Source organism: Ruegeria sp. CDSB029 (genome assembly GCF_059611125.1).
On record NZ_JBXWOX010000025.1, the window covers coordinates 42,675 to 60,393 of the forward strand.

A 17,719-nucleotide genomic window follows, 5' to 3' on the forward strand; every position below is an offset into this window, starting at 1 on the left:
CCCCGCTCTACCCCGGAAGGGGTAGGGCACCCTTAACACGAAGCGAAACACTCAAACAAGGATTTGCCCCATGAGCAAAGTCGAAACATTCACCGCACCGGAAACCATCGAAACCGTCGCACTGTCCAATCTCTACCTGTCTGATCTGAACCCACGACAGGAGGTCACGGAGGAAAGCATCGCCCTGCTGGCCGACAGTCTGGTCATGTGCGGACTGATCCAGAACCTCAGTGGCCTGCGGGATGCAGATGGCAAAGTCGCCATTGTTGCCGGTGGCCGCCGCCTGCGGGCTCTGAATATCGCCGTGACCGAACGGGTCGATCTGGCACAGGTTCCCGTGAAGGTCACCGACAATCCCTTTGTGGCCGAACAATGGGCCAATGCGGAAAACACGGCCCGCGAAGAACTGGACCCGGTGGACGAGGTCCGCGCCTATGGCAAGATGGCCGAGAAATCCCTGTCTGTTGCCAAGATCAGCAATGCGTTTGGCGTGACCGAAGCCCATGTGCGCCGCCGCCTCGCGCTTGCCGATCTGCCCGCCGCCGTATTGGACGCGCTCAAAGCTGGTGAGATCAGCATGGGACTGGCCAAGGCCATGACCGTCAGCACCGAGGAAGAGAAAATTCTGGACGTGCTGGAACAGGCCAAGGAATGCAGGTGGTTTAGTGAGCATGATGTGAAACAGGCCCTGACGTCGGAAGCTGTCAGCAGCACCAACCGCAAGGCCGTGTTTGTGGGGCAGGAGGCCTATGTAGAAGCAGGCGGCACGGTCACCGCTGATCTCTTTGCCGATCAAACCCTGTTCAATGACGGCGTGCTATTGGATCATCTGTTTGCTGAGAAACTGGCGGCAGAAGCAGCGAAACTGCGCGAAGCGGAAGGCTGGGACTGGGTGGAGACCCACGAAGACAGCTACATTCCGTATGGATTTTCGGGAAGCGAAGGCATGCACCGTCTGGAGATGGTGAGTCGAGAGTTCACCGAAATACAGGCCGAGCGGTATGACGCACTTGCCGAGCTCTATGAGGGTGAAGCTCTGGACGCGGATGGCGAAAAGGAGCTGGCCGCGCTCGAGGACTATGCCGCGCCGTATTATTCCGACGATCAGCGCAAACTGTCCGGTGTGTTTGTCTATGTCGGCAACAGTGGCGAAATCAAAACATCATCAGCCTATGTCGCGGCAGAACATGTGCAAGCCGCCATTGAGGCCGGTGTTCTGGCCCCGGTCAAAAAACCAGAGATCAAGGAGGCACCAAAACCAGCCTATTCGCAGAAGTTTATCGACGATATGGTGGCGATCCGGCTGGCGGCGGTTCAAACGGCCCTGCTGGACAAGCCGGATTATGTGCTGAGCCTGTTTGCCTTCTCCGCAACCCCGGCCTCCGGTCTGACCAGCACCCTGTTTGGGTTTGGCTATGGTGGTGCCGAGCGGAACACGCCCGAGATCGACGACCAGTTCATCCTTGACCCACGTCTCGGCGGAGAACGGGGTGAGGCGGCAGAGGCAGCCCATGAACAGTTCCAAGAGATGGCCGCGCAAGGCAGCGTGGAGGCGTTCAACGCGTTTCGCGAATTGGGCAAGAAGACCCGCAACGGGGAGATCACAGGTTTTCTGGCCCGGCGGTTCCTGACCCAGCGCCCGGAGTTCATGGCAGAGATCGAAGCTGAGATTGGAGCAGACATGCGCGCGATCTGGACCCCGTCGGCCGAGAATTGCTTCAAACGGTTGAAAGGTTGGCAACTGGATGATCTCTACAAAGACCTGCTGGACCTGAATGGTGACACCGACATGTTCAAAGCCTTTGCGAAATCCAAGAAAGGCGCGAAGAACGAAGCGATGCACAAGCTGTTCAATGACAAAGAACATCAGGCGGCACTTGGTGTGACCGAGGCACAGAAAGCCCGGATCGACGCTTGGGTGCCGGATTGCTTCTGATCCCGGCAGGGCAGGGCGCATTGCGCCCTGTCTATCAACCCCTAGCTGTGTCAGCCTCAGTGATGAAAACTCAAAGTGGCATTGCGCGAACACCCCGTCGAGCATAGCTATCAGAGGTCGGCCACCCGGCTCATTTTTGAAAGCAACCACTTCGCAAAACTGGATTTGGAAAGACCCATGGACACCTCATCAAACAAGCCCGAGAAAGCGGCCCGCCGCGTCTGGAAATCCGCGCAGATGTTTGTTGGGTTCCATACGGATCAAAAGGGCAAGCCGCGCGAACAGCCAAAGCTTTGGCCGCCCAAGAACGGCAGCGCGTCGATCCATAACGACCCCAGCGCGCAGGAAGCGATTGTTGTTGTCAAAGCCGCTGATCCGGAAACCGCACACGATGTTCAGATCAAGCTGCACCCAAACCGCATTGTTGTACGCCGCGATGCAGATATGTGGTGGCAGGGCGTGGCCGTGGATGAGCATTCCGTGACGGTCCGGATGGCCGATAACACGATCATTGAAATCCGGCATGACGGTTCGGTGAAACGCCGCTCGGCGGAAGATGAAACCCATGTGGAAGCGGATGGCAGCATCTTCAAGTTCACCGAGTTTGCTGAGGCGCATATGACAGGAGACGGCGTGGAAATGACCCGGCGCACCGAGGATCGCATTGCCACGATCACAGCCGATGGTGTTGTTGATCGTGCGCGCAAGCGTTAGCCTGACTTCAATACCTCGAGACTTTCCTTCGGTTAAACTTGTGGCCCGCTTCGGTGGGCCTCTTTCTTGTGTGCTAGACGTCGGCAGAGGCTTGCCGAGGTCGCCTCTATTCCCTCCACATGCCGTTCCAAATCCATGTTGACTGTTCTCGCCAACCTAGCCAATGTCGCGCGTTCGTATCGATGCGTCTGCCCCAGCGCACATGTGTTGGAGCCGGTGCAAACCATCAAGGAAACACAAGCAACATGACCGATGACTGGAACGACTATGCCGATGGTTGGGACGACAATGACGACGTCAGACGCTACGCGAGTCGCGCTTTCACCACGCTGGACGAGCACTTGGATATTCGCGGGAAGAACTGGCGATCAAAGCGCGTGCTCGACTTTGGATGTGGCACCGGATTGCTGGCGGAAAAAATTGCGCCTTTTGTGGAGGAAGTTGTCGCAGTTGATACCTCGGAGAATATGATTGCCGTCCTGCAGGAAAAGCAGCTGCACAATGTTAGAGCAGTTCATGGAGATATTCTGGCTGGAGATGTTTCGGGGCTCGAGAACGGGTTTTCAGATTTCGATTTGATCTGCGCGTCTTCCGTGTGCGCCTTTCTCCCAGACTACAGTGGCGCTGTGGCGGTGCTGGCGGGTTTGCTCAACAAGGGGGGACATTTCGTTCAGTGGGATTGGCATGCGTCAGATGATGACGGATTTGGGTTGACGCCGAATCAAATGAAGGCCGCGCTGGAGGCGGCAACGCTTGGTTCAATTCGGGTCGAACGGATTTTCGAGTTCAAATCTGAGGAGCAGGTCATGCCTGTTCTGATAGGAGCAGGGGTTCGAAATACGGAATGATCTTGTGTTTGGATGCGTGAACAAGCATTGCGTCCAATTAGCCAGCCATTGTTGTAAATCCGGGTGCGCTCAAGATTTTCGGATGAACAAGTATCCCTTTTGGGAAAGCTCCGTACTCCAGTTTGATTGGTGAGACTGGATTACGTCTTTGAACCCTTTGATGTTGGATGCCTCGTCAGCGATCAGAAGCCAGCCGCCATCTTCGACATGATTGAGCAACCGTTCCAATACGGTCTTCTGCAATGCCTCGGAGAGCATATGTAAGGTTCGGTCTATCAAAACCACATCAAATTTGCCTTTTGGCACGTATGCGGTGACGTCAGCCACAGTGCCCTCCACCACAAGTTTTTCTGATTTGGCCGCGCTGATCAGTTGCTGGATGCCGTTTGGAGAAATATCCACGCCAACGACATGGTGACCAAGCCGGGCGATGAACAGCGCGTCTCTGCCTTGACCGCAGCCAATGTCGAGAACACGCGCGCCGGTTTGATCAAACTGATCAAAAAAGTCGACGAATACCTGTGTGGGTTCGCCAAGTGCGTTTGGTTGTTCACCATAGAGTTTGTCGTAATTGTAAGCCATGAATCGGCGGATAGTAGATTTGGCCGCTGAATGCTAAGTGAAATATTTCGTGATCGTTGGCTGTTCCTTTCGACCGCGTCGAAAGCCTAGGTTCGGGCGGTTCTTCTTGGGCTGTGAGGCTCAAACTCAAGTGTTTGCTGCCGTCTTTTGCCCAACCCGCCCCGCTAAATTGAGTCCGTCTGTTAACCTGATCCACGCAAGCGCGGATCAGGGCCGGACCGTCCTGTCTTTGGCCTCCGCCCGTTGAAAAGCGCGACTTTTGCCACCGGTGATCCTCCCTCCTTTGCTGCGAAGGTCACACCGATCCAGAAAGGCCACCCGCACCTTGAATTGAGCACTGCGCCTGTGATGAACCGAGGTGATGTTGCCGCCATCGAAGACATCACATTTCTCAGACGTTCCGCCCGCAGCGGTCACAGAGTTCTTGCCTTCCTGTCACTTGGTCTGACAGGTTCAAACCCCTTGCCTTAGAAGATCCTCGGCTGCTGTGTTTCTGAAGGGATGAACATAAGCGGGCAGTCGGGGAAGACGCGCGGGGCCCGACATGGGCGCCGCGCTTAAACAGGGAAATTCCCCTGCGCCTGCGGCGCATTCCGCGCGGACCAAATTCCCTGCTGACATCCCCTTGATGCCCGCTTTTCTCATGTTCATCGAAACACGTCATAGCGAGGATCTACCAATGGCAACTCAAACTCTGAAACTGAACGTCAAGACAGGTGAAAAAGAAGGCAAGACTTTCTGGGATCGGTGCGGGGTTCTCTTCGTCAACACCGATGAGACAGGCAACATCACCTCGATCCAGGTCAAGCACAGCATGTTCCCCGGCGTTGAGATGGTGGCCTTCCCGAAGCGCACCGATGACGAGCCCGTCACCGAATGACGAGAGGGCAGGGCGGCGCAAGCCGCCCTTTCTTCTGCTCCGGCCAGAGGCCGGAGCACATATGCGCCATGCGTGGCGCGCGGTCCAAAGACCGGGCAGGGACTCTGCCCTGCCTTAACGCGGCAGTTCGCACCCCTGCTACACCCGCCGCGCGAGCGGCGGGAAACAGAGCGCGCTGAGGCGCGCGAATAATGCCATACTGACCTTGAACGTGCCGGTATGTGACGGGCGCTGTTCGGGGCAGCCCACGCTTTGCGTGATTGCCCTGCGCCAGTCCACCGGCACCCACGCCTGCTGGCTGGAAAAGGGGCGGGACCCTTTTCCCGGCGTGGAGATTGCCTCCAAGAGCAAAACTGTTCCGAGGGCAATTTTAGAAAATGCGGATTTCTAAAATCACCCCCGGTTTCCTCTTGGAGAGTATGACAGGATAAGGTAGTTGTGTTACAAACTGAAAATACAACCAGAGGTATGCATTGAGCAAGCCCGCCGATACCACTGTCTTTTCCGTACGCTTGCCAGTGGATGCGCTGGAGCGTTTGGAGGCAGCTGTAAGTGTGCTGGGAGCCAAGAGCCGCAATCAGATCATCCAGCGTCTGATCTATCGGTTGATCGGTTATCTCGATCCCGACCCTGCTGTTGTGGATCTCTGGCAGAAGCACTTGCGGCAGGTTCAGGGCGGGTACACCAACCTCAATCAGCTTGCGAAATCGGCCAAGCGCGGCACGGTGATCTGGACGGATGACGACCGCCGCGACGTCGAAAATCTCCATCGCGCGATCATCCAGCACCGGCAAGACCTGAAGGCGATGATCACAGCGGCCCGCCGAAACCGAGAGCCAGAATCCGCCATTCGCCGGATCTTGCGTGACGACGATTGGGCACCTGAAGAATGAACGCCGCAGCCCACGGTCTGACAGCCGGAGACTTCCTGGAACTTGCCTTCCGTGAGGCTCAGAAAGGTGTCGATCGTTCCAAGCGGATCAATCAGCAGCTGCAGACAGCTAAGCGTATGAAGTTCCTGATCTCGCGGGCCTCATCCATCAAGGCGCGGCTTGGTGCCGTGGTCGGAAAGCCCGAGGCGGTTGTGAAACACGTCCGCAAAGGTGGGGTAAAAAACGCGCATGAGCTGCGCCGGCAGATCAACTATCTGACTGTCAGGGCAGAGGGTGTCTTGGACATTCGAGATAATGGCGTGACCCCGCTCGATGCGGATCAGGTCAGTGAATTGATCGAGACTTGGGCTGAGGATTTCAACGGGAAAACCAACTACGGTTACACCCGTCACATGATCGTTTCTTTTCCCGAAGGCACCTATCCGGACGCCGCTCATGAGGCCGGTTTGGAGTTCGCAGATCGGCTATTTGGCAGCGGTGATTTTGGCGATACCTGGGACTACCTGACTGTTTTCCACAACGACACTGACAACCCCCATGTCCACATCGTTGTGAACAACCGAGGCGTCGAACATGGGCAGTGGTTGGCTATGGGTATGAGCAGCGAAATGAACATCGACGTCCAGCGCTCTATCCAGGTCGAGGTTGCTGAGGAATACGGAATTGAGCTGACCGCAACGACCCGCCTTGAGCGCGGTTTGCGGCAGGAAGTCGAGACCGATACGTGGAAAGTTCAGGCCGGAATGTCGGTTGTTGAAACCACTCCGGACGTCGAAGTTACGGCCCGCGACATGGCCGCCGATGTGATGACACTATCCATCGCAAGAATGTCGGATCTGTTTGATGAGCGCGCCAACGCCATCAAAGACCGGATCGAAGAGTTTGCCATCAAGCTCGTTGAAGGAGAGGAACCTATGGTATCGAGAATGGAACATCTATTGGACCAAGCCCATCATTTTGATGATTACGGTGAGCCGGGAGACCCGTCTTATGTGTCGCCCGAAGTCATGAGTAACTTGCGGCGGCACATCGAATTAGGTGGTTCTGAAGAAACAATCACGCCCGAGTTGAAGGCTCAGGTTGATGCCCATATCAGCGACGTTCGGGACAACGAACAGAGCCATCCGTATCTGTCTGCCCTTGCTGATATTGTCGATGACAAGGAGTTCCAGGCGTCCGCTGATTATGCCCCGGCAGCACGCCGCTACGAGGTCTATATGAAGGACACCTTGGGCGAGGGGGCCTATGAGGACTTCCAGTCTCAGACCAAAGAATTGCTGCAATCCATCGACAAGATGGAAGGGCTGGCCCGTGAGGTTGACGACCCTCATCTGCGTGTCGCAATGGACATTCAGATTGGCGAGCTGAAGGGTGACGTTGCGGATCTGCGCACCAACGATCCGGACCTGCAAGCCTTCATCATCGAGGACCGCCGCTATTCAACGATGATGGGAATGAGTGCCGCTGAAATGGATGTCCTGGACTATCCAGAGGCCGACAAGTGGGCGGCGATCCGCAAGGAAGTCACCGACACAGCCAGCAGCTACGGCCTCGATGGCGAGGCGTTCGTTGCCCGCTTTGGCGATCATCAGAACGTCACTTTGGGCACAACAATGGGATGGCGCAGCGACGACATTTCGACCGCCACAGCCCACTTCCAGGCTCAAGGATTGTCGGATAGCCACGACCGGGCAGAGGCCGTTGTCGACGAGCTGCACCAGCTTGCTTCTTCCAAGATCATCGCAATCTCAGAAGAACTCTCAGAGGTTCACGCCCACGCAACGCACCCGCTCTTGCAAGGGCACGGTGACGATGACGGTCACAGCCTATAGGACTTCACCCGGTCTGCCTGAAGAGTGCGCCAATGCTCTGAGCAGATCCATCACTGAGTTATCCATCAACTCGCAAAGGAAAACTATGGTTTCGCGTACAGACTATCTTTTGAACGAAGTTGAACACTTCGCACCCTATTCCCAATTTGATCAATCCGCCGCGCGCGAGGATCGCGTTTCAGAGCAGATCGACATCATCAAGAAAGAACAGCAGGCGATGGGCTTTGATCGTGCAGCCATCGCTTCAAAGAGCTTCGACATCGAGGACCAGGCCAACCGCCGTGTTGACGAACACACGGCGCAACAAAATCTGGTCGAAGAACTGAAAATCGAATTGGAGGCTGCGGAGCGGTCGGGGGAGCCGGTTGATCTGAACGATATGCAGGCCTTGGTTTCTCAGCACATGAACGATGCTCAGGAATACGACCTGTATCATCCCTACTATTCGTCCCTTGCTGACCTGTCCGGCGACAAAGGTTTTCAGGATTCCGACGACTACCAGTCGCCCGGTGATCGCTATGTTCAGTATATGCAATCCGCTCTGGGTCAGGCCGGTTTCGAGAACTACGAACAGCAGACCAAGGACATTGTGAACTCCATCGAGAACATGGAGGCTCTTGCACGTGAGGTCGAAGATCCGCATCTGCGTGCCGCAATGGACGTGCAGATCGGAGAGCTGAAGGGCGATGTTGCCGAGCTACGCCCATACGACACCGACCTGCAGGCGTACACTGTTGCTGACGACAGTTACACCACATCCATGAATGCGGCCGAGTTGGACAACCTGGACCCGTCCGAGGCCGAAAAATGGCTAGCAGTGCGTGACGACATTGTTGCAACCGCCAACAGCTTCGGACTCGATGGAAACAAGTTCCTGGCTCGCTACAACGATCATGACAGCGTTTCAGTTGGCGCAACGGCGACTTGGAAAGACGCGGATATTTCCACCGCTGCCGCCCACTTTAACAGCCAAGGCGTACCAGACAGCTACGAGCGCGCCGAGGCCGTTGTCGGTGAGCTGCACCAGGTTTCATCCAGCAAGATTGCCGCTGTGGTGCAGGAGATTGCCCATACCCGCGAACAGGCCACCCACGTTCATGAAGATGATGGTCACAGCCTTTAACGACGGAAGACATTATAGATTATTGTTCGCGCTGGTGAATGTGTTGCCGGGAACAGCGAGACCACCGGGTTGGAGTAATGTGGGGTCTGTTCCGATTGGGACGGACTCTTATCGTTGGACATTCCGGGCTTTCGCTGCACCACGTTTGAATAGGCAAGAAGCGGACAATGCTGCCATTGATCGCTGAAAGGTCACCGACAACTCCCGGCCCAAAGCAGTCTTTTGTGCAATTGACAGCGAAAGGCAGCTTCGAACACAAAGTGAGCTTTTGATAGTGGAGCGTTCGTCTCCAGCGACAGGAAAAAGCCTCTCTGGTCGGGTACGCTGGCACAGTCGGCAATCTCGGATTGGATATACTAGGATTTTAGTTCATGGTTCCGTCGAGCATACTGGTTTCAGCCGCAACACGATGCTTTGCGGCGAAAAAGAGTTCTTCAGAACTGGCGTAAGATTGTCAGCGGACGGCTAATCATTAGGTTAAGCCTTTAAAGAGATTTAGTTTAAAGTAATTGTTCTTCCGCTTCTCCAACATTTGAAATCTTGTATCGGAATAGGTTTTGAGCTTTGATTCAGCAAGTCTATGCGAAAAAACGCCTCTCCCGGCTGATAGCTGCGCGAAAAGGTTGCCAAGTTAAATCCGGCTAGCCACATTGGGCAGGAAACGCCCTTTAGCCAGGTGGGATACTTGGGAAAGTCCGAAAAGCCAACTTACGCGGAAGAAGTCGCCGGGGCGATCAGGGCTGTAGGCACATCTAGTTTTATGCCGGAATTGTTGAACCTCATGCGCGAGGCAGCTTCGTTCAAGGGCGCGTTTGTCAGCCTTTTGAACCCGGGAAAAGCGCCCGAACATGTCTATGACAATGTGCGTTCGGAACGTCGCTCGGTTGTTGTCGACCGATGGCTTGATCGCGCCTGGCTGCTGGACCCGTTTGTTGTTCGTTTCATTGGTGAACGCCACGAACCAGTGATGGTACTAAGAGACGTAACACCGGACAGGTTTGCCAATTCCGACTACTTTCGGATCTACTACAAATCCCTGTTTCTGACGGACGAGATCGGGGTGTTTGTAGCAATAGCAAACGGCACCTTGTTTCTCTCTCTCGGTCCTTCCGAGGGAAAAACCCGGTTCACGCGGCGGGATGTCGAACGGTTGACAGACTTGCACCCGATCATATCGGCGCTTTGCGAGCAGCACTTCCATCGCAACCCCTCCTCAGGCCGACTCGACGAGAGCGAGGTCGATTTCGACGGGGTCATCGACAAGGTTTGCAAAGGTTTGACACAGCGGGAGATCGAGGTCGTGCAGTTCCTTTTGCGCGGGCACTCGACGCAGTCCATTGCGCTTTTGCTTGATGTTTCCCCGGCGACGATCAAAGTGCATCGCAAGAACATCTATAGAAAGCTGCGTATATCTTCCCAGTCTGCCCTGTTTTCAATGTTTCTGCATTCGGCGAACGATTAGTCGTACCCCTTTGGGGGTACAAATCACACCGCCCTTTGGAGGTATTCACAGGGTAAGTCTCCCGGCTCTAAGCTGATTCTACAAATCAACAAGTGCGGGTGTCCGGATCAGACCATGATCGACGTAAAGAATGTGACAAAACGCTTTGGCGAAGGTCAGGCGGCCGTGACGGCTCTGGGGGACGTGTCGCTGACCATTCCCGAAGGAAGCTTTTTCACGCTTTTGGGCCCGTCAGGTTGTGGCAAGACGACACTACTGCGGCTGATCGCCGGGTTCGAGCTTCCAAGCGAAGGCGAAATAGCGCTGGACGGTGAGTCGATTGGCCATCTGGCACCCAACAATCGGCCCGTGAACACGGTGTTTCAGAACTACGCCCTGTTTCCGCACATGAGTGTGGCCCGCAATGTCGGGTTTGGCCTTGAGATGCTGAAAAGGCCGAAAGCCGAGATAGACGGCACCATCACCGAGATGCTGGACCTGGTACAGCTGGGCGAGTTTGCAACGCGCCGGGTTGATCAATTGTCAGGCGGGCAGCAGCAGCGCGTGGCTTTGGCGCGCGCACTGGCGCCGCGCCCAAAGGTTCTGCTGCTGGACGAACCCCTTTCTGCTCTAGACCTGAAACTTCGTAAAGGAATGCAGAGCGAGTTGAAGCGACTGCAGCATGAGACAGGCATTACGTTTGTTTTTGTCACGCATGACCAAGGGGAAGCACTGGCGATGTCGGACCGGATCGCTGTGATGTCGGCAGGCTCGGTACGTCAGGTCGGCACACCGGAAGAGATTTACACAGCCCCGAAAAGCAGGTTCGTCGCGGATTTTATCGGGGACACCAACATCGTAAACGCTACTTTGCTTGGCTTTGACGGAGACGTGGCAAAAATCCGGTTGGGCGAAGGCAAACCACTCACGATTCACGCTGCCAGCACCTTGCTCGAACCGGGCCCCGTACATGTCGCTCTGCGCCCCGAAACGATCCGTGTGGTCGAGGAGAGTGCCGAAACAGCGCTCTTGCGTGGCGAGGTCGTGGACAGCACCTATTTCGGGGCCGGGTCGCAAATGCTTGTGCGGCTGGAAGATGGTGTCAGTGTTCACGTCCAGGTTTCCACTCCGCGCCCCGTCGGATCGCGCGTCGGGCTCGAATGTGACACCTCCATGCTGCATGTGCTGGAAGACTGATGGCCGGCGTTGCACATATCCCGCAGCCGGACGCCGCGTCGAGATTGCTTGCGGCGCAGGCCGAGCGCGCGCTTCAAAGACGCAGAACGCGGCTTTTCCTGCTGGCCCCGGCGCTCGGGATTATCGGTATCTTTGGACTGTTCCCGCTCTCTATCGCCCTGGTTTACTCGTTCCTTGAACCCGGGACCTATGGCGGCGTTGAATGGACGTTCTCTTACGACGCCTATGTGCAGTTCCTGTTCGAGCGGGATATTTTTGATGACACGCTGACCTTTAACAGCGCCTATCTTCAGATCTTCGGGCGTTCCTTTGGTCTTGCTATCACCACTATGATTGGAACCCTGATCCTTGGGTTTCCTGTTGCTTACTTCATTGCGGCCCGTCCGCAGGAACAACGCAATTTCTGGCTGTTCGCCATCACTCTGCCGTTTTGGACGAACCTGTTGATCCGTACGTACTCGATGCTTCTGATCGTACGAGACGAGGGTTTTGTGAACCTGACGCTGATGAACATCGGCCTGATCAGCGAGCCGATCGAGATGTTGTACACAGATGGCGCGGTACTGGCCGGGCTGGTCTACAGCTACCTGCCTTTCATGATCCTCCCGATCTATGCCTCGCTGGAGAAGTTCGACTTTTCGCTGCTTGAGGCAGGGCATGATCTCTATGCCACACGCACGCAGGTGTTCCGCCACATCATTATACCGATTACCCGTCCGGGCATTGTCGCGGGCTGCGTTCTAGTGCTGATCCCGGCGCTTGGGGCCTACATCACGCCGGAACTGCTCGGCGGTGGCAAGAAACTGATGATCGGCAACCTGATTGCCCTGCAGTTCGGTTCGGGCCGCAACTGGCCCTTTGGCGCCGCTGCTGCACTGATCCTGATGGCAGTCGTGTTAATCGCGCTTCTTGTCAGCTTGCGGGCAGGTGCTTCGAAGGAGAGTGGACATGGCTAAACTGTCGTCACTCTTCCGGCCGTCGACAGACGCGCGCGAACTACGCCGGCAACCCCTGTTCACCGGCATGTCCTGGCTGGTTCTGTTGTTCCTCTACGCACCGATTGCCGTCCTGATCGTGTTCTCGTTCAACGATAACCGCTCTGTTGTGCGCTGGACCGAGTTCAGCTTGCGCTGGTACGCGGCGGCCTTGGAAAACGATGACATCCGACGGTCGGCAATGATCTCGGTACAGGTTGCTCTCACCGCGACCATGTTTTCCACCATCATTGCCACAATGGCTGCACTGGCGACAACGCGCGGCGATGTGTATCGCGGCCGTTCTGCGGCTATTGCGCTCATAAACCAGCCCCTGATGATCCCCGAGATCGTCACGGCGATTGCGACGCTGGCCTTCTTTTCGATCCTGCGCCAGCTCACGGGTGTTACCGGGATTGGCTGGCTGATCCTCGCCCACACAGTTTTCTGCGTGCCCTTTGCTTACATGCCGATCCGCGCACGTTTGTCAGATTTGTCCGTCACTTACGAAGCCGCCGCCGCCGATTTGTACGCGACGCCCTGGCAGACATTCCGCTATGTGACGCTGCCTCTTTTGATGCCCGGTGTTATGGCGGGGGCGATGCTGGCCTTTGTAGTCTCTCTTGACGACGTCATTATCACGCTTCTGGTGGCCGGACCGGGTGAAACCACCTTGCCCATCTATATTCTGGGCCAAATCCGTCGCGGCGTAACGCCAGAGGTCAACGCCGTTTCGACCATCCTCATCGGAGTGACCATAGTCATGGTCGCCCTGACCTTCTTTCTGCAACGCAAACGAAAATAACAAGAAGCCCGCGCTGCTGCGGGACGCCATCAATCTCAACGGAGGACAAAATGAAATACACTCTTCTCAAAGCCGCAGCCATCTCGGCCCTGGCGCTCAGCGCGGCAGGAGCGCATGCCGAAGGCAAACTGAACATCTATAACTGGGGAAACTACACCAACCCAGAGATGATCGAGAAATTCGAAGCCCAATACGATATTGAGGTCACGCTGGACAGCTATGACAGCAATGAAACCATGCTGGCCAAGGTCAAAGAGGGCAACACCGGCTATGATGTTGTTGTTCCTGGCGACTACATGATCGCGATCATGGTAGGCGAAGGCTTACTGGCCGAGATCAACGCCTCCGAAATGGACAACTTCAAGAACATGGACCCGAACTGGGTTGATGTATACTGGGATCCGGGTCGCAAGTATTCGGTCCCATATCAGTGGGGTACGACCAGCTTTACGGTCGACAGCGCGGTCTACAGCGGTGATATAGACACGCTTGGCCTGATCTTCGATACGCCCGAAGAGCTTAAGGGCCGTATCAACATGCTGAATGACATGAATGATGTGATCAACGCCGGCCTGCGCTACCTAGGCTATCCGCGCTGCAACTCCAATCCCGATCAGATGAAAGAGCTGATGGCACTGCTCGAAAATGCCAAGGGTGACTGGCGCACCATGGATTATGCGGTGATCGAAAAGCTAACATCGAAAGATGTGGACTTGTCGCAAAGCTGGAACGGCGCGGCCATGCGCGCCCGGGCGGATCGCCCGACATTGCAGTACGCCTATCCAAAGGAGGGGTTCACCGGATGGATGGATAACGTCGCGGTTCTTGCCGACGCGCCCAACATGGAAAACGCAAAGCTCTTCGTGAACTTCATGATGGACCCGGAAAACGCTGCAATGACCTCGAACTTTGCGCGTTATGCCAACGGGATCAAAGGTTCCGAGGCATTCATGGATGCCGAGATGCTCGACGCGCCTGAAATCGTGATGCCTGCAGGGGCGCCGGTACCCGACTTTGTGAAGCCTTGCGACCAAGACGTTGTGGACCTGTACAACAAGGTTTGGACCCGCCTTAAGCAATAAATTTAAAAGTCACCTGTGGTCGGCCTATCTCTGGTCGGGCCGACCCCTTCCAAAGCTTTTTTAACCTGACTGCGCCCCCTGTTAGGGTCGCCTTGCGGGAGCATGGAAAATGCAAAACAGCAAATCCGGCACGAGGCCCAAAACAGCGCGTGAGATCGGCATCATGCAGGGTTTCCCGCCCCCGCCTGAGAAACGCCCGTCTCTCGAGAACTGGGACCTCGCCCCGTTCAACCGCTGGACCTTCCAGAACATGCGTAGTCTGTTTCCCACGGTCGATGTTCGTCCGGGCCCGAATGCCCGAGAACTGATACAGGCGCCCCGTGACCTGCTGGATACGGAGTTTCAGACCTTTGACGACCGCCAACTATCGGTCGGGAACTGGCTGACTGAGAGCTACACGGATGGCTTCCTAGTGTCGAAAGGCATCCGGCTTTTAACCGAGATATATGCCAACGACTTTACTCCGGACACCGCACATTTGGGGCAATCTGTCTCCAAATCCCTGATCGGCTCTCTGGCCGGTGTGCTTCACGGTGAAGGCAAGCTGGACCTCTCGGAGCCGCTTGACAATATCGTACCGGAACTTGCTGGGACCGGCTATGCCGGATGCACTGTGGATCAGGCGCTCGATATGCAATCCGGCGTGCGCTTTACCGAGGATTATGGCTTTCCGGATAGTGACATGACACGCGTTGATGTGGCGTCGGGCTGGCGCCCGGTTCGCAAGGGAGAAATCAAACCTACCATTCGGGATGTTATTCTAACTTTGCCCCGGGAAAGACCCCATGGGCAGGCTTTTTCTTACCGCTCGATTGAGACGGATGTCATCGCCTGGGCCTTGGAACGTGTGAGCGGCGAAGACCTTGCTTCGCTCTTGTCCAACCGGATCTGGCAAAAGATTGGCTGCGTGCATTCGGGCTTTTTCACCGTAGACGACGCCAAGACAGCACTCGCTGACGGCGGGTTCAACGCAACTCTTCGGGACTATGCCCGCTTTGGCCGCATGATGGCTGATGGTGGCAAGGTCGGTGACCGACAAGTAGTGCCGGAAAGCTGGGTTTCGGGGATTTGTTCGGGAGCGGACCCTTCAAAGCACGGTGACCCGTATGACGTGCTGTCCCCTCAAGGGGCATACCGAAGGTTCTGGTGGGTTCACGACCCGAGGCGCGGCGTGTTCATGGCGCGCGGAGTTTTTGGTCAACTGATCTTCATTGACCTGACCGCGGACGTGGTTATCGTCAAGCTTTCCAGCTGGCCCGACTATCTGATCCAGTCCTTTAGCCACGATGCCGTGCGTGCCTGCGAGGCAATCATTCGCGCGCTTGAGTAGTTCAAACCATCACAGACACAAGAGGCCGCATGTCGCCAACACCTGATCTGATCATCCTCAACGGTTCTCTCCTGACCTTTGACGACTCCACGCCGAAGGCTTCGGCCCTGGCAATTCAGGGCGGCATAATTGTGGCTGTTGGAAACACCGACGACATCCGTACTCTGGCTGGGAATGGAACCAAAATCATCGACGCTGCGGGCGGCACCGTCATGCCTGGCTTTATTGATAGCCATGTCCACCTTTTCGGTGGAGCGGCCGAGTTGGGCATGTTGGACCTGCGCAAAACGACGGGCGCGGATGCTCTGACAAACGCATTGCGAGCCTTTGCGGCCGAGCACCCCGACGAACCTTTGCTTATGGGGGTCGCCGCCAACTACGAAATTCTTGGCCCCGGCGTCACAACGACACGGCAAGATCTGGATCGCATCCTGTCCGAGCGCCCGGTTGCGTTAATGTCGGCCGACCACCACACCGTCTGGGCAAACACAATTGCCTTGGAAAAGGCGGGCATTCTTTACGGCGGCGTCGTTCCCCCCGGTTCGGAAATCGTGATGGCTGGGGATGGTACCGCACAAGGTCAACTGAACGAAACCGGTGCTTTTGGCTCTGTCCTGCGCCTGTCGCAACTGGGAGGGCGCGATCTTCTGGGGTATGTTACAGGAGCGGACCCCGTGCCACCCGCAACACCAGAGGAACGCGCCTTTGACAAGGAAGTCATACTGCGTGGCTTGAAGCACTGCGCATCCCACGGGATCACGGGGTTGCACAATATGGACGGCAACTTCTACCAACTTGAGCTGCTGAGTGAACTTGAGGCCGAGGGGCGCCTTCCGATCCGTGTTCAGGTGCCCATGCACCTCAAGAACACCGACCCCCTGGATCGGTTGGAAGAGGCCGATGAAATGCGCCGTCGCTTTGCGTCGGATATGGTTTGGTCAGGGCGCGTAAAGATGTTCATGGATGGCGTGCTGGACAGCTACACAGCACTGATGCTCGCGCCGTATCCGGGCAAGCCGGAAAGCCTCGGCGATGCTGTATTCAGTGCCGAACACTTTAACGAAGCCTGCATTCGTGCTGATGCAATGGGGTTGCAACTCAGCACGCACGCAATTGGCGACGGTGCCGTTCGGCGCACGCTGGACGGTTACGAGGCAGCGCGCAGTGCCAACGGCGCACGGGATTCCAGACACCGGATCGAGCATATCGAGGTGATAGACCCCTTGGATCTGCCCCGTCTGGCAGCCCTCGACGTCGTTGCCTCTCTTCAACCATTGCATTCACCCGCAGGAGGATTGTTTTCTCCCTATTCGGCTGGAGACATTCTGACAACCGAGCAAATCCCTTTTGCGTTCGCGTGGAACAAAATACGCGAGAGTGGCGCCAAGATTTGTTTCTCGACGGATTGGCCAGTCGTTCCCGTCGACACAATGATGACGATTGCCGGAGCGGTAAGCTGCAATGAGCTGCCATCGCCCTGGCAGGACAACCGTCAAAGCCTTATGGCCACGCTTTCCGCTTATTCGCGTGACAATGCGTGGCTGGAGTTCAACGAGGATCAAAAGGGTCGTCTGAAGTCGGGATATCTGGCCGACATTGCCATTCTCGAACAGGACCTGTTTTCGATTGAGGAAAACCAATTAGCAAATGCGCGCATCGCTGTGACCGTTTGTGGAGGCGCCGTTTCGCATACAGCTTGAAATGCTTAGCATCGATTATATCAGTGCTTAGAGAACTTCTTTTAGGCCGCGACGATTGTTGGCATTGCGCAGCAAAGCAGACCTTGGCCTCGGGCGCAGCGAATGACCACTTCCCGCCCATTGCGGAGGATGCTGCGCCAAGAGGCAAAGTTCAGTTTGGGCTCGAGGCAGTCATCTGAGTCTTTCAGTCAGATGACGGCTTAGGAACGGATAGCGGTCATTGTTGGTGGTCATTCCGAGAATTTTCGCCTGATGGTCTGCATTGAACGGCAGCGGACGTTCGCTGAAATCTACTAAAAGTCTGGTTTGCGGACTTTCCTGCCTTTCGCTGCGCCTGCGCGAGTGGCTGCTTTTCGATTTGGCTTAGTTATTATTTAAAATA

15 protein-coding genes are annotated in these 17,719 nt (G+C 56.0%); 14 read left to right on the forward strand and 1 reads right to left on the reverse strand.

The genetic code is table 11. The annotated features are described in order from the left end of the window. Nucleotides 1-70 precede the first annotated feature (70 nt). From AC2FI8_RS21535 to AC2FI8_RS21545, 3 genes are all read left to right on the forward strand, one after another. Nucleotides 71-1,936, forward strand: coding sequence for a ParB/RepB/Spo0J family partition protein (locus AC2FI8_RS21535; protein ID WP_496780907.1), 1,866 nt, complete (start codon nucleotides 71-73; stop codon nucleotides 1,934-1,936). Nucleotides 1,937-2,113: 177 nt separating this feature from the next. Next, nucleotides 2,114-2,650, forward strand: coding sequence for a hypothetical protein (locus AC2FI8_RS21540; RefSeq protein WP_496780908.1), 537 nt, complete (start codon nucleotides 2,114-2,116; stop codon nucleotides 2,648-2,650). Nucleotides 2,651-2,895: 245 nt separating this feature from the next. Continuing rightward, nucleotides 2,896-3,498, forward strand: coding sequence for a class I SAM-dependent DNA methyltransferase (locus tag AC2FI8_RS21545; RefSeq protein ID WP_496780909.1), 603 nt, complete (start codon nucleotides 2,896-2,898; stop codon nucleotides 3,496-3,498). 69 nt (nucleotides 3,499-3,567) lie between these two features. On the opposite strand, the gene AC2FI8_RS21550 is transcribed toward AC2FI8_RS21545, so the two are convergent. Beyond that, nucleotides 3,568-4,080: a class I SAM-dependent methyltransferase gene (locus tag AC2FI8_RS21550; RefSeq protein ID WP_170510954.1), complete on the reverse strand. Its 513-nt coding sequence runs from the start codon at nucleotides 4,078-4,080 to the stop codon at nucleotides 3,568-3,570. 679 nt (nucleotides 4,081-4,759) lie between these two features. On the opposite strand from AC2FI8_RS21550, the gene AC2FI8_RS21555 reads away from it, so the two are divergent. The 11 genes from AC2FI8_RS21555 to AC2FI8_RS21605 all read left to right on the forward strand — a co-directional run bounded on the left by AC2FI8_RS21555 (nucleotide 4,760) and on the right by AC2FI8_RS21605 (nucleotide 17,337). Further along, nucleotides 4,760-4,960 (forward strand): hypothetical protein, encoded by a 201-nt coding sequence (locus tag AC2FI8_RS21555; RefSeq protein ID WP_170591530.1) that lies wholly within the window; start codon nucleotides 4,760-4,762, stop codon nucleotides 4,958-4,960. Nucleotides 4,961-5,433: 473 nt separating this feature from the next. Then, complete coding sequence (locus tag AC2FI8_RS21560) at nucleotides 5,434-5,853, forward strand: hypothetical protein (protein WP_496780910.1); 420 nt, start codon at nucleotides 5,434-5,436, stop codon at nucleotides 5,851-5,853. Beyond that, on the forward strand, nucleotides 5,850-7,685 hold the full coding sequence (locus AC2FI8_RS21565; RefSeq protein ID WP_496780911.1) for a relaxase/mobilization nuclease domain-containing protein: 1,836 nt from the start codon (nucleotides 5,850-5,852) through the stop codon (nucleotides 7,683-7,685). Before AC2FI8_RS21560 ends, AC2FI8_RS21565 begins: the two co-directional genes overlap by 4 nt. A gap of 85 nt (nucleotides 7,686-7,770) precedes the next feature. Further along, the gene (locus AC2FI8_RS21570; protein ID WP_496780912.1) at nucleotides 7,771-8,808 is read left to right on the forward strand and encodes a hypothetical protein; all 1,038 of its coding nucleotides are present in this window, start codon (nucleotides 7,771-7,773) and stop codon (nucleotides 8,806-8,808) included. Between the two features lie 685 nt (nucleotides 8,809-9,493). Further along, a complete protein-coding gene (locus AC2FI8_RS21575) occupies nucleotides 9,494-10,270 on the forward strand; it encodes a helix-turn-helix transcriptional regulator (RefSeq protein WP_496716024.1) in 777 nt (258 codons plus the stop codon). A 114-nt stretch (nucleotides 10,271-10,384) separates the two neighbouring features. Further along, entirely contained in the window at nucleotides 10,385-11,446 is a 1,062-nt protein-coding gene (locus tag AC2FI8_RS21580) for an ABC transporter ATP-binding protein (protein WP_170542871.1), read from the forward strand. Continuing rightward, the gene (locus tag AC2FI8_RS21585) at nucleotides 11,446-12,402 is read left to right on the forward strand and encodes an ABC transporter permease (RefSeq protein ID WP_170542873.1); all 957 of its coding nucleotides are present in this window, start codon (nucleotides 11,446-11,448) and stop codon (nucleotides 12,400-12,402) included. Before AC2FI8_RS21580 ends, AC2FI8_RS21585 begins: the two co-directional genes overlap by 1 nt. Beyond that, on the forward strand, nucleotides 12,395-13,225 hold the full coding sequence (locus AC2FI8_RS21590) for an ABC transporter permease (protein ID WP_170542875.1): 831 nt from the start codon (nucleotides 12,395-12,397) through the stop codon (nucleotides 13,223-13,225). The genes AC2FI8_RS21585 and AC2FI8_RS21590 overlap by 8 nt, the downstream gene beginning before the upstream one ends. A 50-nt stretch (nucleotides 13,226-13,275) precedes the next feature. Continuing rightward, on the forward strand, nucleotides 13,276-14,307 hold the full coding sequence (locus AC2FI8_RS21595; RefSeq protein ID WP_170542877.1) for an extracellular solute-binding protein: 1,032 nt from the start codon (nucleotides 13,276-13,278) through the stop codon (nucleotides 14,305-14,307). Nucleotides 14,308-14,416: 109 nt separating this feature from the next. Then, on the forward strand, nucleotides 14,417-15,637 hold the full coding sequence (locus tag AC2FI8_RS21600) for a serine hydrolase domain-containing protein (RefSeq protein ID WP_496716026.1): 1,221 nt from the start codon (nucleotides 14,417-14,419) through the stop codon (nucleotides 15,635-15,637). 29 nt (nucleotides 15,638-15,666) lie between these two features. Next, complete coding sequence (locus AC2FI8_RS21605; protein WP_170542881.1) at nucleotides 15,667-17,337, forward strand: amidohydrolase; 1,671 nt, start codon at nucleotides 15,667-15,669, stop codon at nucleotides 17,335-17,337. Nucleotides 17,338-17,719: the final 382 nt, after the last annotated feature.

Excerpts from the sequence above, each read along its gene's own strand:
- AC2FI8_RS21535 (WP_496780907.1), top strand. The coding sequence starts at position 71 with ATGAGCAAAGTCGAAACATTCACCGCACCGGAAACCATCGAAACCGTC.
- AC2FI8_RS21540 (WP_496780908.1), top strand. The coding sequence starts at position 2,114 with ATGGACACCTCATCAAACAAGCCCGAGAAAGCGGCCCGCCGCGTCTGG.
- AC2FI8_RS21545 (WP_496780909.1), top strand. The coding sequence starts at position 2,896 with ATGACCGATGACTGGAACGACTATGCCGATGGTTGGGACGACAATGAC.
- AC2FI8_RS21550 (WP_170510954.1), bottom strand. The coding sequence starts at position 4,080 with ATGGCTTACAATTACGACAAACTCTATGGTGAACAACCAAACGCACTT.
- AC2FI8_RS21555 (WP_170591530.1), top strand. The coding sequence starts at position 4,760 with ATGGCAACTCAAACTCTGAAACTGAACGTCAAGACAGGTGAAAAAGAA.
- AC2FI8_RS21565 (WP_496780911.1), top strand. The coding sequence starts at position 5,850 with ATGAACGCCGCAGCCCACGGTCTGACAGCCGGAGACTTCCTGGAACTT.
- AC2FI8_RS21570 (WP_496780912.1), top strand. The coding sequence starts at position 7,771 with ATGGTTTCGCGTACAGACTATCTTTTGAACGAAGTTGAACACTTCGCA.
- AC2FI8_RS21580 (WP_170542871.1), top strand. The coding sequence starts at position 10,385 with ATGATCGACGTAAAGAATGTGACAAAACGCTTTGGCGAAGGTCAGGCG.
- AC2FI8_RS21585 (WP_170542873.1), top strand. The coding sequence starts at position 11,446 with ATGGCCGGCGTTGCACATATCCCGCAGCCGGACGCCGCGTCGAGATTG.
- AC2FI8_RS21590 (WP_170542875.1), top strand. The coding sequence starts at position 12,395 with ATGGCTAAACTGTCGTCACTCTTCCGGCCGTCGACAGACGCGCGCGAA.
- AC2FI8_RS21595 (WP_170542877.1), top strand. The coding sequence starts at position 13,276 with ATGAAATACACTCTTCTCAAAGCCGCAGCCATCTCGGCCCTGGCGCTC.
- AC2FI8_RS21600 (WP_496716026.1), top strand. The coding sequence starts at position 14,417 with ATGCAAAACAGCAAATCCGGCACGAGGCCCAAAACAGCGCGTGAGATC.
- AC2FI8_RS21605 (WP_170542881.1), top strand. The coding sequence starts at position 15,667 with ATGTCGCCAACACCTGATCTGATCATCCTCAACGGTTCTCTCCTGACC.